Consider the following 22,181-nt stretch of genomic DNA (forward strand, 5'->3'; position numbering starts at 1 on the left):
CCGCGGACCTCCTGCCCAAGCGCCCGCACGGCATCGTCGTCGTCATCGACGAGAACCGTCGCCCCCTGGGCACCATCTCGGCCGAGGAGATCGTCGGACGCGATTCGTTCTCCCCGGTCGGGGAGGTGCTCAGCACCGATGTGCCGGTCCTCACGCCCGAGGATCTCGATGCCGCCCCCGCCGAGCTGCACGCACGCACCGCCGCCACCCATCACGACGCCGCGATCGTCGTGGAGGCCGAGGCGGACGGCGGCGCGCTGCGCGGCGTGCTCACGGCCACCAGCGTGCTGCGCTCGACCATCTACCGTCCCGCGGTCGACGCGGACGGCAACCTCCGTGTCGCGGTCGCCGTGGGCATCAACGCCGATGTCGCCGCCCGGGTCGCCGAGCTCGTGGAGGTCGGCGCCGATGTGATCGTGCTGGACACCGCCCACGGCCACCAGGACAAGATGCTCGAGGCGCTGCGTGCGGCCCGTGGCGTGATCGGCCCTCGCGAGAGCACCGCCGTACGCCTCGCCGCGGGCAACATCGTCACCGCCGAGGGCACTCGCGAGCTCATCGAGGCCGGCGCCGACATCGTCAAGGTCGGGGTGGGTCCGGGCGCCATGTGCACCACGCGGATGATGACCGGCGTGGGCCGCCCGCAGTTCTCCGCAGTGCTCGAGTGCGCCGCCGAAGCACGCCGCCTGGGCGGCCACGTGTGGGCCGACGGCGGCGTCCGCCACCCGCGCGACGTGGCCCTCGCCCTCGCGGCAGGTGCCTCCAACGTGATGATCGGCTCTTGGTTCGCCGGCACCTACGAGTCGCCCGGCCAGATGCGCACTGATGAGAAGGGCCGCAGGTACAAGGAGAACTTCGGGATGGCCTCCAAGCGGGCCGTGTCGCACCGCACCGCTCACGAGGACGCCTTCGCCCGCGCCCGCAAGGGACTGTTCGAGGAGGGCATCTCGACCTCGCGGATGTTCCTCGCGGAGGGCAAGGGCGGCGTCGAGGACCTGCTCGACGAGATCACCGCCGGTGTGCGCTCCTCCTGCACCTACGCCGGAGCGGGCAGCACCGCCGAGTTCCGCGAGCGGGCCGTCATCGGCCTGCAGGGCCCGGCCGGCTACGCCGAGGGACGCCCGGTGTCCAGCTCCTGGAGCTGAGCGTCCGGACGGCGGAGCAGGGCAGTGCATGGGTCCCGGTAGGATTCGTGCCATGACAACTCTCGTGATCGGTGGCGCCGGATACATCGGATCGCACGTGGTGCGACTCCTCCTGGACAAGGGGGAGAAGGTGGTCGTGGTGGACAACCTCTCCACCGGGATCGAAACCCGCACGACAGGTGCCGAGCTCGTCGAACTCGACATCACCGCCCCTGACGCGAGCGAGAAGATCGCCTTCCACCTCCGGGCCAGCGGCGCGGATTCGGTGATCCACTTCGCTGCGCACAAGCAGGTGGGCGAGTCGGTCGCGAACCCCGAGATGTACTGGCACGACAACATCGGCGGCCTCGCCAACGTGCTCGCCGGGTGCGCGAACGCCGAGGTGCGCGACGTGGTGTTCTCGTCCTCGGCCGCGGTCTACGGGGTGCCGGACGTCGACCTCGTCACCGAGGACCTCACCCCGCAGCCGATCAACCCCTATGGCGCGACCAAGTACGTCGGGGAGTGGATGCTGGCCGACGCCGAGCGCGCCCATGGCATGCGCACCGTCGCCCTGCGGTACTTCAACGTGGCCGGTGCCGGGTGGCCCGAGCTGGCCGACACCGCGGTGATGAACCTGGTGCCGATCGTGCTGGACCGTCTCGAGCAGGGCAAGGCTCCCGTGGTGTTCGGGGACGACTACGACACCCCGGACGGCACCTGCATCCGCGATTACGTGCACGTCCTCGACCTCGCGCACGCTCACATCGCCGCGCTCGACTACCTGCGCGGCGAGGAGCGTCCCCATCGTGTGTTCAACGTCGGCACCGGCGAGGGCTCGAGCGTGCTCGAGGTGATCGACGCGATCGCCCGCGCGAAGGGCATCGAGATCACCCCGGAGCGCGGGGAGCGGCGCGCCGGTGACCCCGCGCGCCTCATCTGCTCGGGCGACCGCATCGCCCAGCATCTGGGCTGGAAGTCGGAGCACGGCCTGGACGACATCGTGCGCTCGGCCGTCGAGGCGCGCTCGGGGTCGATCACGCCCGACGTGGAGGCCTACCCCGAGGCCTGAGCGCCGGGCCTCGAGCGCAGGGCTCCGAACGCCGGCGCCGGAGTGCAGGTCACCGAGCGCAGGCCCCGAGTGTCGGCGCCTGAGTGCTGTGCCCCGCGCGCCGGGCCCTGAGCGGCCGACGGGCCGCCGGGCCTGAGGCCCGGCGACGGCCCGGCGGGCGGGGCCTCAGGTCAGGTAGCGGTAGATCGGATCGGCGGGGTCGACCCGCTCGATCTGCATGTTCGAGGCGGCCATGCGGCCCATCAGCGGTTCGAGGTCCGCGCGGTCGCCGATCTCCAGCCCCACGAGCGCCGGCCCCTCCTCGCGGTTGTTGCGCTTGATGTAGTCGAACAGCACGATGTCGTCGTTGGGTCCCAGCACCCGGTCCAGGAAACGCCGCAGTGCGCCGGGCTCCTGCGGGAAGGTCACGAGGAAGTAGTGCTTGAGCCCCTCGTGCACCAGGGAGCGCTCGACCACCTCGTTGTACCGGGAGACGTCGTTGTTGCCGCCGGAGATCACCACCACGACGTCCCCGGTCGCCTCTTCGGGGGAGGCGGAGACGCTGTCGTCGTGAGCCACGTGGTCGATCGCGTCGGTCGCGTCGGTCGCGTCGGTCGCGTCAGCCGCCTCGGTCGCCTCGATCGCGTCGGTCGCCACGGCGGTCGCGGCCAGGGCTCCGGCGGGCTCGGCGATGATCCCGTCGACCTGGTAGAGCTCGAGCATCTCCGTGCACACCGCGCCTTCGTCGACCGCGATCAGCTCCGGCTCGATCGCCTGGACCATGCGCAGCGGATCCGCACCCACGCGGCGCACGGCGGCCCCGTCGACGAATCGATCCATGTCGTGCAGGGCGACCGGATGCCCGGCGCGGAGCGCGGCGGCCATGGAGACCGCGCCGGCGGGCTCGACGCCGACGATCCGCACCGCGGGGGTGCGCTCGCGCAGCCAGGTGCCGCACCCGCCGATCAGCCCGCCGCCGCCGACGGGCAGGACCATCGTGCCGACCTCGCGGCCGTGCTCCGTGCGCAGCTGGTCCACGGCCTCGAGCGCCACGGTGCCCTGCCCGGCCATGATCAGCGGATGGTCGAAGGGTGGCACGGGAGTGGCGCCGGTGCGCTCGGCGTCGTCGGCCGCAGCCTCGGCGGCATCGTCGAAGGTGTCACCGACCAGCACGAGCTCCACGAGATCGCCGCCGATCGCGGTGATCCGCTCACGCTTCTGGCGGGGCGTGCTGCCGGGCACGTAGATGCGCCCGTGGATCCCGAGGGCATGGCATGCCTGGGCGACGCCCTGGGCATGGTTCCCCGCGCTCGCGGCGACCACACCCGCCTCGCGGGCGGTCTGGCTCAGCGAGGCGATGAACAGATAGGCGCCGCGCAGCTTGTACGAGCGCACGGACTGCAGATCCTCGCGCTTGAGCCAGACCGACACCCCGGCCAGTGCGCTCAGCCGTTCGCTGCGCTGCAGCGGGGTGCGGTGCAGCACGGGCGCGAGACGCTTCGCGGCGTCTTCGACGTCGTCCGCGGACAGCGGCAGATCGGTCCTGGGCATCGTCATGCGTTCTCCTCCTCGGCGACGACCAGCGCCGTCGCCATCGCGGCCACCCCTTCGCCCCGACCGGTCAGGCCGAGGGAATCGGTCGTGCTTCCCGAGACGGCGACCGGGGCGCCGACGGCTGTGCTCATGGCTGCGCATGCCTCGTCGCGGCGCGGTGCCAGGCGGGGGTGGTTGCCGATCACCTGCACCGAGATGTTCCCGATCGCGAAGCCGGCCTCCCGCACGAGTCGGGCGGCCTCGATGAGCAGTCTGCTGCCGGAGGCGCCGGCCCACTCAGGGCGATCCACTCCGAAATGGGTGCCGAGGTCCCCGATCCCCGCGGCGGAGAAGAGGGCGTCGCACGCTGCGTGGCAGGCCACGTCCGCATCCGAGTGACCGGCGAGCCCTCGCTCCCCGGCGAAGTGCAGGCCCGCGATCCACAGTTCCCGCCGGGAGCCCTCCGGGGCGAATGCATGGACGTCCACCCCGAGGCCGACCCGCGGCAGCAGCGACGCAGCGCTCACCGGGCCCCGCCCTGCTCATCGAGCTCGGCCAGGACGCGATCGATGTCGTCGTAGGTGACCTTCGGGTTGGTGCCCAGCAGGATGGGCATGCCCGAGATCCGGGGGATTCCGAGAGCAGGGGGGAGGTCGACGGTGCTGACGACGACGTCGGCCTGGAAATCGGGGGAGAGCAGGTCCATCACGGTGGCCTGGACCACATGCGCGTCACGACCTCGGGAAGCGATGTGATCACGCACCTGCTCCGCGACGAGCGCTGAGGTGGCGAGCCCCGCGCCGCACACGATGGCAATGGTGAGCATTCGAATCTCCTGAGGTGGTCGAGGTCGGGGAAGCAGTCGCCGACCCGGGTGTGGCAGGTTCATCGGGGTGCGGAGGCACCCGGCGACGGTCGATTCTGTCATGAGTGCGCCGGTGACGCAGGATCGTCTCTCGCCGTCTACGATGCCTGCGTGAAGCAGACCCGACGATCCCGAGCCCTGCGCCGCCGCGGACGCGCCGCCGGGGTGGTGCTCGCCGGTGGCTCGGGCACTCGAGTGGGTGCGGGGATCAACAAGGCTTTCCTGCCGCTGGCCGGGCGCAGCATCGCCAGCTGGGGCATCAACACCCTGGGCGCCGTTCAGGGCGTGGGGATCCTCGTGTTCGTGGTGCGCCCCGAGGATCTCGAGCACGCCCGGTTCGTCGCCGCCCGCGAGACCGACCGGCCGCTGGAGATCATTCCCGGCGGTGAGACCCGCCAGGACTCCGAGCTGATGGCGCTGCGCCATCTCGCCGACCGCATCGATGCCGGCACGATCGACACCGTGCTGATCCACGACGCCGCGCGCCCGCTGGTCTCCCACGGCCTCGCCTCTGCCGTGCTGCATGCGGCGCGCGAGCACGGGGGAGCGGTTCCCGGGATCCCGGTCACCGGGATCGCTCCGGTCCAGGGGGCCGACGGGCTCACGCCGGGGGACCCTCGAACCCTCGATGCCCTGCTCCGGGTCCAGACCCCGCAGGGCTTCCACGCCGCCACGATCCTGGACGCCTACGAGGCCGCGGCCCGGGACGGGTTCGTGGGCACCGACACCGCCTCGTGCGCCGAGGAGTACACGGCGGCCCCCGTGACCTGGGTGCGGGGCGAGGAGACGAACTTCAAGATCACCTATGCCCAGGACCTTCTCCTGGCGCAGGACGTGGTCACCGCGCTAGGTTTGAGGACCGGGTGAGGAGGATCTGATGGCCATCCAGGAGAGCTTCCTGCGCTGCACCGCCTGTGATCAGGAGGCGGAGCACGTCGTCGTGTACGCCGGACGTTTCGTCTCGGAGATCCAGTGCAGCGGATGCGGTGCCGTGACCCGCCTGGACGTCTCGGAGGACTATCTGCCCGATCTGCGCCAGCGCATCTCGAGCAAGCCTCGGCGGCTGGCGCGACGGCTGCGTCGTGATCCCGGAGAGCTCGCCACCTCTCTGCCGCAGCGCACGCTGTCGAAGCCGCTGCGCATGGCGGAGGAGTTCCGCACCGTGTGGCGCAGCCGCCGGAACGGCTGAGACGGCCCCGGCTCCAGCGCCACGTGTCGGCTCAGGCCTGACGAGCCAATCCGTGCCGGTGCGAGGTGTCCCTCGCCAGCCCCAGCGAGATCTGCGCCTGCCAGAGGCTCAGCCGATCCAGCACCGCGAACCCGGAGTGCGACCCATGCACCGTTCGCACGCGCGCACCGACGTCGAGCGCGGCGAGGATCTCGTCGTAGCGCTCCTGCGGGCTCCCGGCCCGCGAGCCGCGCGCGGCCACCCGATCGAGGTCGAGCTCGGAGCCGGGGCCGGGGCCGGGGGAGTCCTCGAGACCTCCGCGACCGGGCTGTGCGAGAGCACGCTCGAGCAGCGTGCGCCGCAGCAGGCGAGGACTCTGCATACCGGCGAGCGTGGAGCGATCGATGTTGCGCAGCCCGTGTGCATGGACTGCTTTGACGGAGTCCGTCAGCGCGGCGACGGGGAGCACCGCATCGACCTCGTCGGCGACGGCGTCCAGCACGGCCGAGACCACGGAGACCGGGGTCAGCGCCCGCTCGGCGTCGTGGAGGAGCAGGAGGTCCTCGTCGGCCTCGGCGAGAGCGAGCGCGAGCGCTCCGCGCCGGCCACCGGAGGAGGGGAGCACGCGAGCCCGCTCGCCCAGCAGGGCCCGCAGCGCCGGGGCCGCGCTCTGCGAGGAGATGACCAGAGGGCTCACCAGCCCGGCCTCGGCCAGCGTGTCCAGCAGCCTCTCGATCAGCCGAGCGCCGCCGACCGCTTCCAGGCAGGGGGCGACGACACCCTCGGACAGGCCCGGAGCGGGAGGCGCGAGAGCGAGGACGATCGGCCGCACGGCGCCGACCGTCTGCTCGGTCACGGAGGTCACGGAGCGGACCCGGTCAGGAGGCGAGGACCTCGTCGAGGATGGACTCGGCGTTGGCCTCGTCCGTCTTCTCCGCGAGTGCGAGCTCGGAGACCAGGATCTGGCGGGCCTTGGCGAGCATGCGCTTCTCCCCGGCGGACAGACCGCGGTCCTGATCACGGCGCCACAGGTCGCGCACGACCTCGGCGACCTTCTTGACATCACCCGAGGCCAGCTTCTCGACGTTCGCCTTGTAGCGGCGCGACCAGTTGGTGGGCTCCTCGGTGTAGGGCTGACGCAGCACCTCGAAGACCTCGTCGAGGCCCTCCTTGTCCACGACGTCGCGCACGCCGACGAGGTCGACGTTATCGGCGGGAACCTCGATGGTCAGATCGCCCTGGGCGACCTTGAGCTTGAGGTAGGTGCGATCCTCGCCCTTGATGGTGCGGGTCTTGACCTCTTCGATGAGTGCGGCCCCGTGATGCGGGTAGACGACGGTCTCGCCGACAGCAAAATTCATGTGGTGGGTCCCCTTTCCGCCGACCAGTCTAGCAGGGGTGCGTCGTGATAATATCCGCGCTTCCCCATGAATCCGCAGTTCACGGGCGGTTCACGGATGCTTGGCGGGCGTATGTCGCACGCACCGCCGGCCGGGGCCGCCTGGGCGGGTGCCGTGTGCTGAGCGAGGGGCCCGGGTGGGGTAACCTGTCAGAGTTGTCCCCAGATCTTCCTGCCGTCCTCTGCGGCACTCGAACAGGAGTCCTTCGTGCGTTCTCGCCGTCTCGTGCTCTCCGCAGCCGCCCTGGGCCTTGCCCTCGCCGCCTCCGGCTGCACGTCCTTCAGCCCGGTGCAGACGCACGAGTTCTACCAGGCCGGCGATGGCACCAACGCGAACATCGAGCAGGCCGGTGCGGTCTTCGCGGGTGTGCGCGACGCGATCGTCGTGGTCGAGGACGATGGCACCGCGACCTTCCACGGCTCCGTCGTGAGCTACGCCAAGGAGGACGTCTCCGTGGAGCTCACGGGCATGTCCGGCGGCAGCACCCTCTTCTCGGCCAGCATCTCCGTGCCTGCGGAGGGCGTCGTCGACCTCGGCGCGGACGAGGGCCAGCAGGAGATCCCGCTCTCCGACTTCCCGGTGAAGCCCGGTGAGGTCTTCGACCTCGAGGTCTCGGCCGACGGCCAGAGCGACACCATCTCGGTGCCCGTCGCGGACACCACTCTCAGCCACCTCGGTCCGCCGCCCGCCGGCTGATCCGACCCCGGGCCGGCCCCCGCTTCGGCAGGGTCCGCACCGCACGACGAACGCCTCGCAGCCCAGCTGCGAGGCGTTCGTCGTGCGCGGGCGGCACAGCGCCCGCGCAGCGTCTCTCAGGACCCGGCGGATTCGAACTTGTAGCCCAGTCCGCGGACGGTCACGAGGTGGACCGGGTTCTTCGGGTCGTCCTCGATCTTGGCGCGCAGGCGCTTCACGTGCACGTCGAGAGTCTTGGTGTCCCCGACGTAGTTCGCGCCCCACACCCGGTCGATCAGCTGGCCGCGGGTGAGGACCCGGTCGACGTTGCGCAGCAGCATCTCCAGCAGCTCGAACTCCTTCAGCGGAAGGGCGACGTCCTCTCCGCGCACCTGCACGACGTGCCGCTCCACATCCATCATGAGGTGGCCGGCCTGCAGGGTCGAGTCCTCGTCGGCGTCCGCGGAGTCCTGACCGCGACGCAGCACCGCCTTGATGCGAGCCAGCAGCTCACGGGAGGAGTAGGGCTTGGTGACGTAGTCGTCGGCGCCGAGCTCGAGCCCCAGCACCTTGTCGAACTCGTCGTCCTTGGCGGTCAGCATGATGACCGGGACGCTCGAGGTGCGACGGATCTCGCGACACACCTCGGTGCCGCTCACCCCGGGGAGCATGAGGTCCAGGAGCACCAGATCGGCCCCGTGCGCGGAGAAGATCCGCAGCCCGTCGGTGCCGTTGTCGGCGACTGCGACCTCGTACCCCTCCTTCCGGAGCGAGTACGACAGGGGATCGGAGAACGACTCCTCGTCCTCCACGATCAGGATGCGCGTCATGTCAGTCTCCCTTTCCCGGCCGGCGGTCATCCGCTGCGTGCCGTGAGGTGGTGCCGGATCCGTCGGATCCGGCTGCGTCGGTGGCCGCGGAGGCGCGGCCGTTCCTGGTCCGGGCGGCGTGCTCGGGGCCGGGCGGTCGCTCGGCACGGGCCCGGCTCGCGGAGTGCGCGGCGGGCTCAGCGACGTCCTCTGCGGCGTGCGCCGTGATCGTTCCGGTCTCGCCCATCTCCGGCAGGCGCAGCGTGAACGTCGACCCCTGGCCGCGCATCGACCACGCCGTGACCTCGCCGCCGTGGTCGGTGGCGATGTGCTTGACGATCGCCAGTCCGAGGCCCGAGCCGCCGGTGCTGCGCGAGCGGGCGCGATCGACCCGGTAGAACCGCTCGAAGACCCGCTCGAGGTTCTCCTTGGAGATGCCGATGCCCTGGTCCTTGACGGAGAGCTCGACCATGCCGCCCTCGCGCCGCACCGATACCCCGATCCGGGTCTGCGGATCCGAATAGGAGATCGCGTTGGACACGAGGTTGGACAGGGCGGTGGTGAGCATCGACGCGGAGCCGAAGACCCGCAGCCCGCCGGCCCCGCCCACGGCGACCTCGATCGAGGAGCCGAGGGCGAAGTTCCGGTTCAGCGCGACGGCGTCGGCGACGACGTCATCGATCTCGACCGCTTCCGCATCCGGCAGCGAGGAGTTTCCCTGCACCCGGGACAGCTCGATGATCTCCTGCACCAGGTGCGCGAGACGCCGCGATTCCGCCTGCATGCGATCGGCGAAACGGCGCACCGCGTCCGGATCCTCGGCCGCGTCCTCCATGGTCTCGGCGAGCAGCGTGATCGCCCCGACCGGGGTCTTCAACTCATGGGACACATTGGCGACGAAGTCGCGTCGCGTCTCCTCCACGCGCACCGCGCGGGTGAGATCGTCCGCCAGGAGCAGTGCCCCGTGCTCACCGAGCGATCCGATGCGCACGTCGATCACGGCGTCGGTGTCGGTCGCCGCCTGGCTCGAGCGGTGCAAGGACAGCCGCTCGTCGCGGAAGCCTCCGTTGCGGCCGACGTCCGCCGCGAGCGCGATGAGCTCCTGGTTCGCCAGGCGCGGGTAATCGCCCTCGGCGGCACGCACGATCCCGTAGGCGTAGGCGAGGGGCGAGGCCCGCAGCACGTCGCCGCTCGCGTCGAGCACCACGTAGGCGGACGACAGGATCGCCAGCACCTCCATCGCGGGCTCGGGGATCCCCTGCCGCACCGCGAGGGGCGTGGCGGTCCGTCGGCGGTCCGAACGCAGGAACGCCAGCGTCGCTGCGCAGCCGATCACGAGACCGATCGCGCCGGCGAGCAGGAGGAGGACAGTCAGGGGCACGAGGACAGCCTAGGCCTACAGCGCTGCGGCCTGCGCTTGCGTCGGTCGTTCCCGGACAACCGGGGAGAGGAGTTCATGACGGCGTCGCACGGAGTTCACCGAGCGGATCTCTCCGTTCACCCGCGATTGCGATACTTGCCGGCGATGGCCCACCGGACTGAGGAGTACTACCCATGCGCGAGGCGTATCAGAGCGACCTGCGGCACATCGTCGACGACCTGCTCGACATGGCCGACCTGGTCGGCAGGGCTCTCGAGGAGGCGACACAGGCGCTTCTCGAGGGCGACCTCGCCCTGGCGGAGCGGGTCATCGCCGCCGACCCCCACATCGATCGGCGCCAGATCGATCTCGACTCCAAGGCGGTCGAGCTGCTGGCGCGCCAGGCCCCGGTGGCCACGGATCTGCGGCTGCTGGTCGCCTCCCTGCGCATGAGCTCGTCGCTCGAACGCATGGGGGACCTGTGCGCGCACGTCGCGCTCGTGGCCCGTCGCACGCACCCGGAACCTGCCGTGCCCGAGCAGCACCGTGCGCAGATCGCCCGGATGTCCGAGCTGGGCGGCATCGCCCTCCGGGACGCCGCCCGTGTGATCGCCGAGCGGGATCTGGCCCTGGCGGCGCAGGTCGAGAAGGACGACGCCGAGCTCGATGACCTGATGCTCGAGGTCTCCCGCGAGATCGCCCGCGGCGACGGGTACACCAACGCCCAGATCGTGGATCTGACGCTGCTGATCCGCTTCTACGAGCGACTGGGCGACCACGCCGTCTCCCTCGTGCGCCGCGTGGGCTTCCTCGTCACCGGGGACTCGCTGGATGCCTACCACGACGGGGTCGACGTCCCGGAGTTCTGAGCCTCAAGACCGGGCTGGGCCCGACGCCGATCGGACACCACCCGCAGACGCACGGGGCGCCCCACGGACTCCGTGGGGCGCCCCGTTGCGATCGCTGCGGCGGCACCGCGCCCGGCTGCACGACCGGTCAGCCGACAGGCGATCAGCCGCGGTTGCTGCGCGGACGACGGTAGGTCAGCGAGTCGACGCCCTTGCGGGTGCCGCGCTCCGCGGCGAGCTTGATGCCCTGCAGCACGACGCCGGAGATGAGGGTCCACAGCAGGGCCTTCCAGATCGGCTGATCCTCGGCAGGATCCCGGATCGCCTCGATCTCGGGCTTCGGCTGGCCGTCCTTCTTCGCCTGCTTGCGCTGCTTCTTGACATCCTTCTGCGAGTTCTTGACGGTCTTCTCCGTCGGGGCGTCCTCGCCGAAGACTGCGCCCCATCCTGCTTCGGCCACCTTGTTCCCGATGACGGCAGCGGCGACTCCGGCGAGCGGCACGGCGATCTTGACGAGTGGATTGGCCACGGGTTCCTCCAAGCGATGGGTGGTGCGACGGGCGGACAGGCTGATGGGGCCCGCGGTCAGTAAGCCCCTGCGTGCTCAGCGTAATAGGTTCCCATGTCGTCCTCGCGCAGTGCCTCGCGCAGGACGTCCATGGACTCCTCATCGGTGGCGACGACGCTCGCGCCGCCCTGCGTGGTGTACGGGTCGCCGTAGGGGACCGACAGGAAATGGAGATCGCCGCCGCGCACGGAGCGCATCGACAGCCCCAGCTGGACCATCGCGGAGCCGCTGAGCCCGTCATCGGTGGTCAGGAACGGCGAGATCGACTCGACGGTGTCGGTGATCTTGGCCGGGGAGCTGAGGGTGTCGGCGCTGATCAGCTTGTCCGCGATGCCCTTGAGCACTGCCTGCTGGTTGCGGTTGCGCTGGAAGTCGCCGTCGGCGAACTGCTTGCGCTGGCGCACGAAGGTCAGCGCCTCCTCGCCGTCCATGCTCTGGGTCCCCGCGGTGAACTGGTGGCCGTCCGCCTCGAAGTCCTGGGGGACCTGCACGTCGATGCCGCCGAGCGTGTCGACCATGCCCTCGATGCCGTCGAAGTCGATCAGGGCGACGTGGTCGACGGGCACCCCGACGTAATTCTCGACCGTCGACACGGCCAGGCTCGGGCCGCCGAAGGCGAGAGCCGCGTTGATGCGGTCCGTGCCATGGCCGGGGATCTCGACGTAGAGGTCGCGCGGGAACGACATGATGTAGGCCTCGGCGCCGTCGTCGGGGACGTGCACGAGCATCATCACGTCCGAGCGCTGGCCGCTGACCCCTTCGGCCTTCGCGGCCTCGGCGGAGCGCTTGTCCGAACCCAGCAGCAGGAAGTTCTGTCCGACGCCGTCCTCGGGACGCTCCCCGTCGGACGGCCCGCGGGAGATGTCCACGACCGTGCGCTTCTCATAGGCGCTGTTGAGGCCGTGGAGGTAGGAGGCGACCACGATCACGAGCCCGAGCACCAGCAGGGCAGCGAGGCCCAGGGCGATCAGGGCGATCCGGCGGCCGCGTCGCTGACCGGGATCGGGCTGGTCGTCGTCCTCCCAGTCAGCGGGGAGATCGATGTTCTCGGGGGCGTTCATACGGACTCACTCTCAAGCAGGCGACGCGTCGGGCGCGGCGGAGATCCTGAGGCTCTTCACGAGGCTCCATGGGTGGCATCCGACGAGGGCCGAGGCACCCGTACGTACGCGAGGTCCCATATTAAGCGTCCGGCGGCGCGTCCCTTGTTCTCGAAGCTGGTCTTCACACGACCCTCGAATCGAGGTGCCCATCCTGTGTGCGCGAGCCCCTCGGGGAGCGTGTCGCTGCTCTCGGAGCCGGGGCGCGGGCCATCCGGATGCAGGAGCTCGAGCTCGTCGCGGGCATCGAGCTCGTGGCGCATGTGATGGGCGTACTGCGCCCAGTCGGTGGCCAGGCGGAAATCGGCGCCATCGGCCAGCAGGGGCAGCACCGCGTCCAGGAACGGCGGGTTGATCAGGCGCCGCTTGTGGTGGCGGGCCTTGGGCCACGGATCGGCGAAGTAGACCCAGAGGTGCGAGATGGAGCCCTCGGGAAGCAGCACGGGCAGGCTGCGCTGGGCATCCAGGGGCAGCAGGCGCAGGTTCCGGGGCCGTCCGGCCTTGTCGATCCGGCTCAGCGTCTGGGCGAGGCCGGGCCGGTACACCTCGACGGCCAGGTGATCGCGCTCGGGATGGTCGACGGCCGCGGCGACGATGTTGTCGCCCAGGCCGCTGCCCACCTCGACCACGAGCTCGGCGCGCCGGCCGAACAGCTGCTCGAGGTCCAGGTACGCGGTCTCGTCGGGGACCGTGTCGCGCTCGCCGCGCGGGAGATCCAGCACGTAGTCCTCCGAGAGCCGGTCCCAGGCGTTCTGCCGACGCGGGGACAGGCGCTCGTCACGACGCACGAAGGAGACGATCTCCCGGGGAGGCTTCGCCTCGGTGGGACCGGTGCTGCCGGCGCCGGCCCGCGGATCAGCCCGCACGACGCACGAGGCCTTCCTCGACGACGACGGAGACCTCGGGCAGCTGACGGGTGGCGGGGCCGACGAGCACCTCGCCGTTGGAGGAGTCGAACTTCGAGCCGTGGCACGGGCAGTCCAGCTCGTCCTGCTTCTGGCTCAGGGCGCAGCCGTTGTGGGTGCAGTAGCCCGAGTACGCGGTGATGTCCTCGCCGGTGCCCCGCACCAGCAGCACGAAGGGCTGCTCGCCGCCGAAGTTGACCAGCGTGCTCTCGTTCTCGGGGACGTCGTCCAGCGAGACACCGCCGTCATCCGCGCGCAGGGGCTGTGCGTCACCGAAGCCCTCGTCCCCGGGGCCGCACGCTGCGAGGGTGCCGAGCCCGGCGGCGGAGGCGGGCAGGAGGAGAGCATGACGACGAGAGAGGCACGGGCGTTCCATGGATCCAGGATAGCCAGCGTTGCGCGGCGACAGCCATTCCCGGACCCGTGATGAGGGGTGGCTCCCACGACACGGCCGGACATCGCTCGACCCTGCACGCCCCCGCCCGACGCTGCCCGTCGCTGCAACGCTCCGCCCGGCACCGCACGGCCCGACACCGCTCTGCGGGGAGCAGGCGGGCCCGGTCGGGATCAGACGTCGGCCGCCTCGAGAGACGTGGGATCCCAGGAGAGCAGGCCTCGGGATCTCCAGCCCCGTGCGGTCACCGCATCGAGCGCCTCGCGCTTGCGGGCCGGGGTGAGGCGGTCCAGATAGAGGGTGCCGTCGAGATGGTCGACCTCGTGCTGGAGGGCACGGGCGAGGACGCCGCCCTCGTCCTCGACGCTGACCGGCTCGCCCTCCAGGTCGATGCCGGTCACGCGAGCGCCGCGGTGCCGCGCCGTCGGGAAGCCCTCGCCCGGCACGGAGAGGCAGCCTTCGATGGTCTCCTCATCGAGCTCGATCCCGCCGAAGCGCTCGAGCTGCGGATTGATGACCACGCCGCGCTGCCGGACCTCGTCGACATCGGCGCAGGAATAGACGAACAGGCGCCAGCGGGAGCCCACCTGGGTGGCTGCGAGCCCGGCGCCGTCGGCCGCGTCGTTGGTCTCGAACATGTCCGCGACCAGCGTGCGGATGTCGTCGGTGATCTCACGGACCTTGCGGGTGCGCTGCGCGAGCGCGCGGTGGCCGACGATGGTGATCGGGCGGACGGTCATGCGGGCGAATCTCCTGAGGCCGGCGGATCGGTGGGACCCGCAGTATCGGTGGTCGTTGGGGCAGGCGGTGCGGCAGGTGCCCCGTCGGGAGCATGGTCGGACCAGGTCATCGCACTATGACTGGTGGGCGGGTTCACGGCCAGCGGGCTGTCGGCGTCGACGATCCACACGCTGCGCCGCCGGCGCAGCGGAGCCCCGGTCCTCGCGGCGTCGGCGACCTCACGACCGATGGCCTCCGCCTGCGCGGCATCCGCCGCGAGGAAGTCCAGGGCGTGCGTGGCATGGTGCTCGAGCGCGATGACGTCCCACGCCTCGGCGCCGCTGGCGATCTGGCGGGCCCGCAGGAACTCCGCGTCCAGCGCCGCTCCCGAGATGATCACGATGTTCGCCGCCCACAGCAGCAGCATGATCGCGATGAGGCCGTTCAGCACCGTCAGGACCTCCGCGAAACGGGTCGCGTAGACCATCAGCTGCCCGGCCAGCAGCGCGGCGCCGAACAGCACCAGCACGGTGACCGTGGACCCCAGGGTCATGACCCGGTAGCGGGGCAGGCGCACGTTGGGGAAGTGGTAGTACGCCAGCGATACGGCGATGATCAGGATGACCAGGAGGATCGGCCACTTCACGAGGTTCCAGGCGTGGAAGGCGATCAGCGGGATCCCGATGAACTCGCCGATCCGCTGCGAGGCCTCGCCGCCCACCACGATCATCCCGAAGGCCAGCATGATCACGGCGACGATCAGCACCGTCTCTCCGAACACGATGGTGCGGAACCACAGGAACGGGCGGCCCTCGCGGGTGTCGTAGACGCGGTGCAGGGCCCGGTGGAAGGCGGCGACGCCGTTGGAAGCCGACAGCAGCGAACCGATGGTGCCCAGGGTCAGCCCCAGCACACCGCCGCTGGTCGAGGACACGGCCTTGATCGCGGCGAGGAACGGGCCGGGATCCAGGGTCGGGAACACCTCGGCGAGCATCGAGGTGAAGGCATCGAGCGTCGCGCCCTCGACCCCGATGATCGACGTCATCGAGACCGCGGCGACCGCCCCGGGGAACACCGACAGCAGCAGGTAGAAGGTCATCGTGCCCGAGACGTCCCAGACCTGTATGTCCAGCAGCCTCATCCGCACCCGGTTCAGGACATGCAGGACGCTCAGCCGGGGTCGGGCGTACTCGACCATCGGCTGCGGTCGACGCAGGCGGGAAGGGGTCACCGTGTGCTCGTGCTCCGGGGATGGCGGATGGATGGGGCGCCGAGGAGGGCGCGGCGCGAGCCTATGCCACCGCGCCCCGGACCAGGGTGCTCAGGTGGGCCTTAGGGCCCGACGTCGCAGGCTGGTCAGCCTTCCTCGATGAGGTCGTCGGGGTCGGTCGTGACGGGGTACTCCCATGGATCCTCGGGGTCCTTGGGGACGTACGACGTCATGATCGATCCGTCGGCGCGCTGGTCGCCCAGGCCCACGGGCGTGGCGAGCACGGCGTCGTCGAGGATCGGCCCCTGGTCCGACAGGGGGGTGCTGACGCCGGCAGAGGTCACGAGGACCGGCTCGCCGCGGACGGAGACCTCGAGCTCGGCGCCCGTCTCGAGCGTGAAGGAGATCTCCTCGCGCTGCACCCGCACCCGGAAACGGGAGCCGCGCACGGTCAGCGGGAAGCTCAGCTCGGGCCAGTCCGCGGGCAGGCGAGGATCGAAGGAGACCCGCCCCTCGTCGTGCCGCATGCCGCCGAAACCGTGCACCAGGGCGTTCCACACCCCGCCGGCCGAGGCGATGTGCACGCCGTCGGAGGTGTTGTGGTGCAGATCCCCGAGGTCGACGAAGAGCCCGGCGCGGAAGTAGTCCAGGGCGGCCGTCTGGTGTCCCACCTCGGCGGCCATGATCGACTGCACCACGGCCGAGAGCGAGGAGTCGCCGGTGGTGATCGGGTCGTAGTACTCGAAGTCGGCGCGCTTCTCCTCCGCCGTGAACTCGCTGCCGCGCAGGAACAGCGCGAGCACCACGTCCGCCTGCTTGAGGACCTGGAAGCGGTAGATCACCAGCGGGTGGAAGTTCAGCAGCAGCGGGAACGCCTCCGGGGGAGTGCTGGAGAGGTCCCACACCTCGCGCTCCAGGAAGCGGTCCTCCTGCAGATGGATGCCCAGGGACTCGTCCTTGGCGACGTACATCCCCTCGGCGCAGGCGTCCCACTGCTCCAGCTCCAGCTCGTCGAGGTCGAGCTCGGTGCGCAGCACGGCGTACGCGGTGGCGTCCGCCCCGCGCAGCTCCCGCACGGCCCGGGCGGCACGACGCAGGTTGTACCGCGCCATGACGTTGGTGAACATGTTGTTGTTGACCACGGTCGTGTACTCGTCGGGCCCGGTGACGCCGTTGATGTGGAAGGACGTGCTGCCATCGGCCCGGAAGCGCCAGAAGCCCAGGTCCGCCCACATCCGGGCCGTCTCCACGAGGACCCGCACGCCGTCGCGATGCTGGAAGTCCACATCTCCCGTGACGTCCACGTACTGCGAGAACGCATAGGCGACGTCGGCGTTGATGTGGTACTGCGCGGTGCCGGCCGCGTAGTAGGCCGAGGCCTCGTCGCCGTTGATGGTCCGCCAGGGGAACAGCGCCCCGCGCTGGTTGAGCTCACGGGCACGCTCGCGCGCCTTGGGCAGCAGGTTGCTGCGGAACCGCAGGGCGTTGCGGGCCCAGCGGGGCTCGGTGAAGGTCAGGAAGGGCACCACGTACACCTCGGTGTCCCAGAAGTAGTGGCCCTCGTACCCGGAGCCGGTCACGCCCTTGGCGGGGATGCCCCACTGGTCGGAGCGCGCGGAGGCCTGGGCGAGCTGGAACAGGCTCCACCGGGTCGCCTGCTGCTCCGCGGGCTGGCCCGGCAGCTGGACGTCCGATCGCTCCCAGAAGTCCGCGAGATAGTCGCGCTGGTCCTGGTACTGGACCTCGAAGCCCTCGTCGCGGACCCGGTCCAGGGTGCGGCGGCAGCGGTCGAACAGCTCACGATGGGGGACCGAGCGGGAGGAGTGATACGCGACCGCCTTGCGGACCGTCAGCGTGCTGCCCTCCTCGAGCTGGGCGCGGATGACCTGGCGGCCGCGGTCCTCGCTGGTGTCCACCAGCTGCTCGACCTCGGCGTCGGACTCCACGGTGTGGTCGGCCCCCACGGCGAGGGTCATCCCGGAGGTCGAGGTGCGGTAGCCCAGCAGCATGCGACGTTCGCTGTGCCAGTTCTGCTGCGGCACCAGCACCCGGTGGGTGAAGTCGGTGGTCTGGCGCGGATCGTGCTTGTCGGTGATCGGGCCGCCGTCGACCCCCTTGCCGTAGTCGTCGGCCATGTCCTGGCGGTTGATGATCTGTGAGGAGACCGCGATGGGGGCGGACCCGTCGAGCATCGTGACCTCGAGGGTCATCAGGGCGAGGTGGCGCTGGGTGAAGGAGACCATGCGGGAGGTGGCGACCTTCACCCGCTTGCCGGCCGGGGTGCGCCAGATCAGCTCGCGGCGCAGCACGCCCTCGCGGAAGTCGATCCACCGCTCGTAGTCGACGAGGTCCGCGATCGACAGCAGCAGCGGCTCGTCGTCGACGTACAGCTTCATGACCGTCGAGTCCGGCACCGAGATCATGGTCTGCCCGGTGCGGGCGAAGCCGAAGGCGGACTCGGCGTGGTTGATCTGCCAGGTCTCGTGGAAGCCGTTGAGGAAGGTGCCGTGGCTGGACACGTCGCGGCCCTCCGGGGGCGTGCCGCGCATCCCCAGATAGCCGTTGGCGGTCGCGAACAGCGTCTCCAGATGCCCCAGGTCGCCTCCGGGCCGCGACTCCACGAGCCGCCATTCGTCCAGCGGCAGATGGGTGCGGTCGACGGGATCGGCGGGCAGCGAGCGCAGGCGGGTCATGAGAGCTCCTCCAGATCCTGGACGACGAGATCGGCTCCGGCCCCGGCGAGCGCGTCGGCCCCAGCACCCCGATCCACGCCGACCACGGCCCCGAACCGGCCGGCGGCCCCGGCCTCCACACCGGAGACCGCGTCCTCGTAGACGACGCAGTCCGCTGCCCCCACGCCCAGCAGCCGGGCGGCGTGCAGGAAGGTGTCGGGGGAGGGCTTGCCGGGGATGCCGTCGCGGGCTGCGACGTTCCCGTCGACGATGTGCTCGAAGCGGTCGAGCAGACCGGCGCCGCGCAGCACCTCCTCGGCGTTGCGGGAGGAGGAGACGATCGCGAGCCGCGCACCCTCGGGCAGCGCATCGAGGTAGCGGACCGTGCCCGGGTAGGGCGCGACGCCCTCTGAGCGGATCAGCGCGAGCACCAGGTCGTTCTTGCGGTTCCCGAGCCCACGGACGGTCTCCTCGCCGACAGCCTGGTCTCCGGGATCGCCGTCCTCGCCCTCGGGCAGGGAGATGCCGCGGGACGCGAGGAAAGCACGGACCCCGTCGTAGCGGGGCCGCCCGTCGACGTGAGCGAAGTAGTCCGCATCGGTGTACGGCTCCGTCACGCCACGATCGGAGAGGAAGCCCTCGAACATGCGGGCCCAGGCCCGCATGTGGACCTCCGCCGTCGGCGTGATGACGCCGTCGAGGTCGAAGAGGTGAGCGGTGAGCTCGGACGGTCGCAAAGTGGTCTCGGCAGTCACGGCCGTCATGCTACGGGGAGGGCTCGCCGAAAGCTCACTCTGCCGCTCGACGTGGTCTCGAGTCACAAGGGCCGATCGAGAGCGCGGCGTGCGCGTCGGGATCGACGTCCAGGAAGTGCGCCGCGCCATGGCGCGGGCCCTGGCCGGTCGGCTACTCTGCGGGTGTCCGTGCCCGTGCGAGCGCGCCGGTGCGGAGCGGTTCCGACACTTCTGAGGAGAAGATGGCTGTCACGGAGTCGCTGCCCGTGGTCGACGCGGTGCGACGCGAACTCGAGATCCATGAGCAGGTCCAGGACGGGCGCCCGGTCGTGCGCGCCTCGATGACCCTCACCACGAACATCACCCGGTCCCCGGCGCAGCTCTGGCCGCTGCTGACCCGACCCGAGCTGCTCGCGGGCTGGTTCGGTCCGGTCGTGGGTGACCTGCGTGAAGGAGGTGCCTTCGAGGCTCCCCGGGGCGCCCGAGGTCGCGTGCTCGCGGTCGAGGCACCGCACCGGATCTCCCTCACCTGGGAGCACGGCGGCAGCATCGATCCTCTGCTGATCCGGCTGGATCCGGAGGACGACGGCACCACCTCGCTGCTCCTGCGCCACACCCGGCTGGTTCCCCGCGAGGAGTTCGAGCGGGTGGGCCCCGGGCTGGGCGCGGTGCACTGGGAGATCGCGCTGCTCGCGCTCGCCGCGGAGACCGACGGGTGGCGGGCGAGCTGCCTGCTCGACGTCCCGGTGCCGACGCCCCAGTGGCTCGGCGGGGAGCAGGGGATCGAGCACGTGCGCGCCTGGTCGGTGCGCTGGGCCGCAGAGGCCATCGCCGCCGGGGTCGACGAAGCGGCCGCGCGCCGGGGCGAGGCCGCGACCACGCGCGCCTACCGCGGCTGACGTCCGCGGACGGACCGTCCGCTTCCTGGAAGTATTTGCCCAGGCTCAGTACCCGATGACATGCTCGCCGGGTGACCACTCCTGCGCCGACCGCCCCCGACGGGCGTCGGGCGGACGCGAAGCAGGTGCTGTGGTCGCTCGCCCCCTCGGTCTATGCGCCGACCCTGCTGGAGTTCGCGGGTCTGGCCGCTCTGATGCCGGTGATCCCGCTGATGGCCCTCGACCTGGGGTTCGCGGCCTGGCAGGCGGCCGCGATCACCACGATCTTCGGTCTGACCTCGTTCCTCGGACCCATCCCTGCGGGCCGTTTCATCTCGCGCGTGGGCGCCCGCCTCGCCCTGGTGAGCACCGGTGTGCTCCTGGTCGTCTCGAACCTCGCCGCCTACGTGCTGCTCGCCCCGGCATTGCACGGCGCGCCCGGCCTCGGGCACCAGGTGACCTTCATCGTGCTCCTGCTGGTGATGGCGGTCAGCATCCAGGTCTGGCAGCTGGGCCGGCAGGCGTATCTGGGAACGGCCCTGCCGGCCGCGATGCGTGCCAGGGGGATGACCCTGTTCGGCGGCGTGATCCGCCTCGGCGAGGTGATCGGACCGCTCCTGGGCGCCCTGGTGATGGCTCTCGGGTCGGAGGCGGGGGTCTTCCTCCTGTTCGCCGTGACCGCCGCCGCGGGCACCGTGATGATCGCGGTGTTCCTGCCTCCCGGGGAGACGCAGCGGGCGCCCGGGCAGGGGAGCGGTCCGCGCTCCCGGCGCAGCCCGGCCCGCGTGCGTCTGGACCGCGCGGTGCTAGGCCGCATGGTGAGAGTGGGCCTCGGCATCGCCCCGGTGATGATGGCACGCGTGAACCGTCCGGTGATCGTGCCGCTGCTGGGCAGCTCGCTCGGAGTGGACTCGGTATGGATCTCGGTCGTGTTCGGTGTCAGCGCCGCTCTGGAGATCCTGCTGGTGATCCCCGCCGGAACGCTCATGGATCGTTTCGGTCGGGTGGCCGTCGCGGTCCCGTGCGCGCTGACGATGGGCGCCGGCTTCACGCTGCTCGCGATCCTCGGAACCGCGCTGGACGGGCGCGGCGAGGCCCTCGCGCTGATCGCGCTGCTCGTTCCCTGCCTGCTGATCGGCGTCGGCAACGGTCTGGGCTCGGGGATCGTGATGACGCTCGGCATCGACGTGTCGCCCGTGTACGGGCGCACCGGCTATCTCGCCTGGTGGAACACGATGCTCGGGGCAGGGAGGCTGGCCGCACCCCTGCTCGTGACGGGGATCGTGCTGGTCGCTCCGATCGTGGTGGCCAGCGCCGCCACCGGAGGACTGTGCCTGGTCGGCGGAGCCTGGCTCGCACGCACACTGCCCCGCGTCACGCCGTCCGGGGGAACCCGGAGTCCGTGAGGCGGGGCAGCAGGTGCGGCGGTGCGACCGGCGGGGCGACGCGACGACGGATGCGTCGTGCCCCGGAGGCGGTCAGGCGGCGGCAGGAGCTCCGGCGGCGACGGCGCGCTCCGCGGTCTCGTGCAGCAGGGCCTCGGCCTCGTCCTTGGTGACCTTGCGGGCGATGGCGATCTCCGCGGCCAGCGGACCGACGGCCTGCTTGAGCAGGTTCCGCTCGGCGAGGCTGGAGGGAGCGCCCCCGGAGTCCCCGAGGATTCCGCGGATCACGTCGATGCGGTCGGAGAGCCGACCGGACTGCAGCTGCATGGTCAGGGTCTTGATGCGGTGCGCCCAGGAGGCCTTCTTCTCGGGCGGCTCGATCGGCTGGGAGAGCTGTTCGATGAGCTCGCCGATCTGCTTCTCCTCGAGCAGAGCGCGCAGGCCGATGACGTCCTTGCCGTCGGCCGGCACCGAGATCCGCATCTCGTCCCCGATGACCTCCATGTCGACGTACTCACGGTCCTCCCCGCGCACGACGCGGGTGCAGGAGTTGACGATGCGCACCGGGCCGTGGACCGGATGGGTGAGCACGTCTCCGGGCTTCGGGGCAGCGGTATCGACGGGGGGAGTGGCAACGGACAAGGGGGTACCTCCTCGGTGGGCCTGCGCGCGATCGGTACCGCAGGTCTGCATGACCCAGGGCGGTCGCTCCGTCCCGGGGCCGCGCTGGACCCGATGACGGGTTCGCGGACTGGGATCGGAAGCGGCTCGAGCGCTGCTCG

At 70.8% G+C, this 22,181-nt stretch carries 24 protein-coding genes; 8 read left to right on the plus strand and 16 right to left on the minus strand.

Annotated elements, in window-relative coordinates:
- Positions 1 to 1,145: GuaB1 family IMP dehydrogenase-related protein (locus CIK81_RS16750; protein ID WP_114355933.1), on the plus strand; the 1,145-nt coding region annotated here is incomplete at its 5' end.
- A 52-nt stretch (positions 1,146 to 1,197) separates the two neighbouring features.
- Positions 1,198 to 2,196 (plus strand): UDP-glucose 4-epimerase GalE, encoded by a 999-nt coding sequence (gene galE / locus CIK81_RS16755; protein WP_096163969.1) that lies wholly within the window; start codon positions 1,198 to 1,200, stop codon positions 2,194 to 2,196.
- A gap of 165 nt (positions 2,197 to 2,361) precedes the next feature.
- Here the strand turns inward: galE and ilvA are convergent, their stop codons facing one another.
- Genes ilvA through CIK81_RS16770 form a run of 3 tightly spaced genes read right to left on the minus strand, consistent with a single transcriptional unit; the run spans position 2,362 to position 4,534 of the window.
- Positions 2,362 to 3,732 carry a threonine ammonia-lyase IlvA gene (gene ilvA, locus CIK81_RS16760; RefSeq protein WP_158542087.1) on the minus strand — a complete coding sequence of 457 codons (1,371 nt, stop codon included), beginning with the start codon at positions 3,730 to 3,732 and terminating at the stop codon, positions 2,362 to 2,364.
- Positions 3,729 to 4,235 carry a 2-C-methyl-D-erythritol 2,4-cyclodiphosphate synthase gene (ispF, locus tag CIK81_RS16765; RefSeq protein WP_096163970.1) on the minus strand — a complete coding sequence of 169 codons (507 nt, stop codon included), beginning with the start codon at positions 4,233 to 4,235 and terminating at the stop codon, positions 3,729 to 3,731. The genes ilvA and ispF overlap by 4 nt, the downstream gene beginning before the upstream one ends.
- Positions 4,232 to 4,534 (minus strand): PTS sugar transporter subunit IIB, encoded by a 303-nt coding sequence (locus CIK81_RS16770; protein WP_096163971.1) that lies wholly within the window; start codon positions 4,532 to 4,534, stop codon positions 4,232 to 4,234. Before CIK81_RS16770 ends, ispF begins: the two co-directional genes overlap by 4 nt.
- A 150-nt stretch (positions 4,535 to 4,684) precedes the next feature.
- Here CIK81_RS16770 and CIK81_RS16775 point away from each other — a divergent pair, with 150 nt between their 5' ends.
- Complete coding sequence (locus CIK81_RS16775) at positions 4,685 to 5,440, plus strand: 2-C-methyl-D-erythritol 4-phosphate cytidylyltransferase (protein ID WP_114355934.1); 756 nt, start codon at positions 4,685 to 4,687, stop codon at positions 5,438 to 5,440.
- A gap of 10 nt (positions 5,441 to 5,450) precedes the next feature.
- Positions 5,451 to 5,762 carry a hypothetical protein gene (locus CIK81_RS16780; protein ID WP_096163973.1) on the plus strand — a complete coding sequence of 104 codons (312 nt, stop codon included), beginning with the start codon at positions 5,451 to 5,453 and terminating at the stop codon, positions 5,760 to 5,762.
- 31 nt (positions 5,763 to 5,793) lie between these two features.
- Here the strand turns inward: CIK81_RS16780 and CIK81_RS16785 are convergent, their stop codons facing one another.
- Both CIK81_RS16785 and CIK81_RS16790 read right to left on the minus strand, forming a co-directional pair.
- Positions 5,794 to 6,597: a 2-C-methyl-D-erythritol 4-phosphate cytidylyltransferase gene (locus tag CIK81_RS16785; protein ID WP_096196797.1), complete on the minus strand. Its 804-nt coding sequence runs from the start codon at positions 6,595 to 6,597 to the stop codon at positions 5,794 to 5,796.
- A 22-nt stretch (positions 6,598 to 6,619) separates the two neighbouring features.
- Positions 6,620 to 7,102 (minus strand): CarD family transcriptional regulator, encoded by a 483-nt coding sequence (locus CIK81_RS16790; protein ID WP_096163974.1) that lies wholly within the window; start codon positions 7,100 to 7,102, stop codon positions 6,620 to 6,622.
- Positions 7,103 to 7,348: 246 nt separating this feature from the next.
- Here CIK81_RS16790 and CIK81_RS16795 point away from each other — a divergent pair, with 246 nt between their 5' ends.
- Entirely contained in the window at positions 7,349 to 7,837 is a 489-nt protein-coding gene (locus tag CIK81_RS16795) for a hypothetical protein (RefSeq protein WP_096163975.1), read from the plus strand.
- A 116-nt stretch (positions 7,838 to 7,953) separates the two neighbouring features.
- Here the strand turns inward: CIK81_RS16795 and CIK81_RS16800 are convergent, their stop codons facing one another.
- Together CIK81_RS16800 and CIK81_RS16805 are read right to left on the minus strand one after the other, a co-directional pair.
- Positions 7,954 to 8,646: a response regulator transcription factor gene (locus CIK81_RS16800; protein WP_096163976.1), complete on the minus strand. Its 693-nt coding sequence runs from the start codon at positions 8,644 to 8,646 to the stop codon at positions 7,954 to 7,956.
- A 1-nt stretch (position 8,647) separates the two neighbouring features.
- The gene (locus CIK81_RS16805; protein WP_096163977.1) at positions 8,648 to 10,006 is read right to left on the minus strand and encodes a cell wall metabolism sensor histidine kinase WalK; all 1,359 of its coding nucleotides are present in this window, start codon (positions 10,004 to 10,006) and stop codon (positions 8,648 to 8,650) included.
- 173 nt (positions 10,007 to 10,179) lie between these two features.
- On the opposite strand from CIK81_RS16805, the gene phoU reads away from it, so the two are divergent.
- Positions 10,180 to 10,854 (plus strand): phosphate signaling complex protein PhoU, encoded by a 675-nt coding sequence (gene phoU, locus CIK81_RS16810; protein ID WP_096163978.1) that lies wholly within the window; start codon positions 10,180 to 10,182, stop codon positions 10,852 to 10,854.
- A 142-nt stretch (positions 10,855 to 10,996) separates the two neighbouring features.
- Here phoU and CIK81_RS16815 read toward each other — a convergent pair whose 3' ends face one another.
- From CIK81_RS16815 to CIK81_RS16850, 8 genes are all read right to left on the minus strand, one after another.
- Positions 10,997 to 11,362 carry a DUF4235 domain-containing protein gene (locus CIK81_RS16815; protein ID WP_096163979.1) on the minus strand — a complete coding sequence of 122 codons (366 nt, stop codon included), beginning with the start codon at positions 11,360 to 11,362 and terminating at the stop codon, positions 10,997 to 10,999.
- A 56-nt stretch (positions 11,363 to 11,418) separates the two neighbouring features.
- Positions 11,419 to 12,462, minus strand: a complete 1,044-nt coding sequence (locus tag CIK81_RS16820; protein WP_114305504.1) for an LCP family protein — start codon at positions 12,460 to 12,462, stop codon at positions 11,419 to 11,421.
- A gap of 56 nt (positions 12,463 to 12,518) precedes the next feature.
- Positions 12,519 to 13,367 carry a tRNA (guanosine(46)-N7)-methyltransferase TrmB gene (gene trmB / locus CIK81_RS16825; RefSeq protein WP_096163981.1) on the minus strand — a complete coding sequence of 283 codons (849 nt, stop codon included), beginning with the start codon at positions 13,365 to 13,367 and terminating at the stop codon, positions 12,519 to 12,521.
- Positions 13,357 to 13,782, minus strand: a complete 426-nt coding sequence (locus CIK81_RS16830) for a ubiquinol-cytochrome c reductase iron-sulfur subunit (protein ID WP_096163982.1) — start codon at positions 13,780 to 13,782, stop codon at positions 13,357 to 13,359. Before CIK81_RS16830 ends, trmB begins: the two co-directional genes overlap by 11 nt.
- Positions 13,783 to 13,973: 191 nt before the next feature.
- Positions 13,974 to 14,540, minus strand: a complete 567-nt coding sequence (gene def, locus CIK81_RS16835) for a peptide deformylase (RefSeq protein WP_096196759.1) — start codon at positions 14,538 to 14,540, stop codon at positions 13,974 to 13,976.
- On the minus strand, positions 14,537 to 15,751 hold the full coding sequence (locus CIK81_RS16840; RefSeq protein ID WP_241964235.1) for a YihY/virulence factor BrkB family protein: 1,215 nt from the start codon (positions 15,749 to 15,751) through the stop codon (positions 14,537 to 14,539). Before CIK81_RS16840 ends, def begins: the two co-directional genes overlap by 4 nt.
- A 125-nt stretch (positions 15,752 to 15,876) precedes the next feature.
- A complete protein-coding gene (locus tag CIK81_RS16845) occupies positions 15,877 to 18,423 on the minus strand; it encodes a glycoside hydrolase family 65 protein (protein WP_096196760.1) in 2,547 nt (848 codons plus the stop codon).
- The gene (locus CIK81_RS16850) at positions 18,420 to 19,166 is read right to left on the minus strand and encodes an HAD family phosphatase (RefSeq protein ID WP_096163985.1); all 747 of its coding nucleotides are present in this window, start codon (positions 19,164 to 19,166) and stop codon (positions 18,420 to 18,422) included. The genes CIK81_RS16845 and CIK81_RS16850 overlap by 4 nt, the downstream gene beginning before the upstream one ends.
- Positions 19,167 to 19,378: 212 nt before the next feature.
- Here CIK81_RS16850 and CIK81_RS16855 point away from each other — a divergent pair, with 212 nt between their 5' ends.
- A complete protein-coding gene (locus tag CIK81_RS16855) occupies positions 19,379 to 20,035 on the plus strand; it encodes an SRPBCC domain-containing protein (protein ID WP_096163986.1) in 657 nt (218 codons plus the stop codon).
- Positions 20,036 to 20,106: 71 nt separating this feature from the next.
- Entirely contained in the window at positions 20,107 to 21,420 is a 1,314-nt protein-coding gene (locus tag CIK81_RS16860) for an MFS transporter (RefSeq protein WP_241964236.1), read from the plus strand.
- 72 nt (positions 21,421 to 21,492) lie between these two features.
- On the opposite strand, the gene CIK81_RS16865 is transcribed toward CIK81_RS16860, so the two are convergent.
- On the minus strand, positions 21,493 to 22,041 hold the full coding sequence (locus tag CIK81_RS16865) for a CarD family transcriptional regulator (protein WP_096163987.1): 549 nt from the start codon (positions 22,039 to 22,041) through the stop codon (positions 21,493 to 21,495).
- Between the last annotated feature and the right edge of the window lie 140 nt (positions 22,042 to 22,181).

The sequence above is a fragment of the Brachybacterium sp. JB7 genome (genome assembly GCF_003335205.1).
Lineage (GTDB): Bacteria > Actinomycetota > Actinomycetes > Actinomycetales > Dermabacteraceae > Brachybacterium > Brachybacterium alimentarium.

Coding starts and splice junctions, on each gene's coding strand:
- CIK81_RS16780 (WP_096163973.1), top strand. CDS start 5,451: ATGGCCATCCAGGAGAGCTTCCTGCGCTGCACCGCCTGTGATCAGGAG.
- CIK81_RS16850 (WP_096163985.1), bottom strand. CDS start 19,166: ATGACGGCCGTGACTGCCGAGACCACTTTGCGACCGTCCGAGCTCACC.
- galE (WP_096163969.1), top strand. CDS start 1,198: ATGACAACTCTCGTGATCGGTGGCGCCGGATACATCGGATCGCACGTG.
- CIK81_RS16790 (WP_096163974.1), bottom strand. CDS start 7,102: ATGAATTTTGCTGTCGGCGAGACCGTCGTCTACCCGCATCACGGGGCC.
- def (WP_096196759.1), bottom strand. CDS start 14,540: ATGACCGTCCGCCCGATCACCATCGTCGGCCACCGCGCGCTCGCGCAG.
- CIK81_RS16845 (WP_096196760.1), bottom strand. CDS start 18,423: ATGACCCGCCTGCGCTCGCTGCCCGCCGATCCCGTCGACCGCACCCAT.
- CIK81_RS16830 (WP_096163982.1), bottom strand. CDS start 13,782: ATGGAACGCCCGTGCCTCTCTCGTCGTCATGCTCTCCTCCTGCCCGCC.
- CIK81_RS16800 (WP_096163976.1), bottom strand. CDS start 8,646: ATGACGCGCATCCTGATCGTGGAGGACGAGGAGTCGTTCTCCGATCCC.
- ilvA (WP_158542087.1), bottom strand. CDS start 3,732: ATGACGATGCCCAGGACCGATCTGCCGCTGTCCGCGGACGACGTCGAA.
- CIK81_RS16820 (WP_114305504.1), bottom strand. CDS start 12,462: ATGAACGCCCCCGAGAACATCGATCTCCCCGCTGACTGGGAGGACGAC.
- phoU (WP_096163978.1), top strand. CDS start 10,180: ATGCGCGAGGCGTATCAGAGCGACCTGCGGCACATCGTCGACGACCTG.
- CIK81_RS16855 (WP_096163986.1), top strand. CDS start 19,379: ATGGCTGTCACGGAGTCGCTGCCCGTGGTCGACGCGGTGCGACGCGAA.
- CIK81_RS16770 (WP_096163971.1), bottom strand. CDS start 4,534: ATGCTCACCATTGCCATCGTGTGCGGCGCGGGGCTCGCCACCTCAGCG.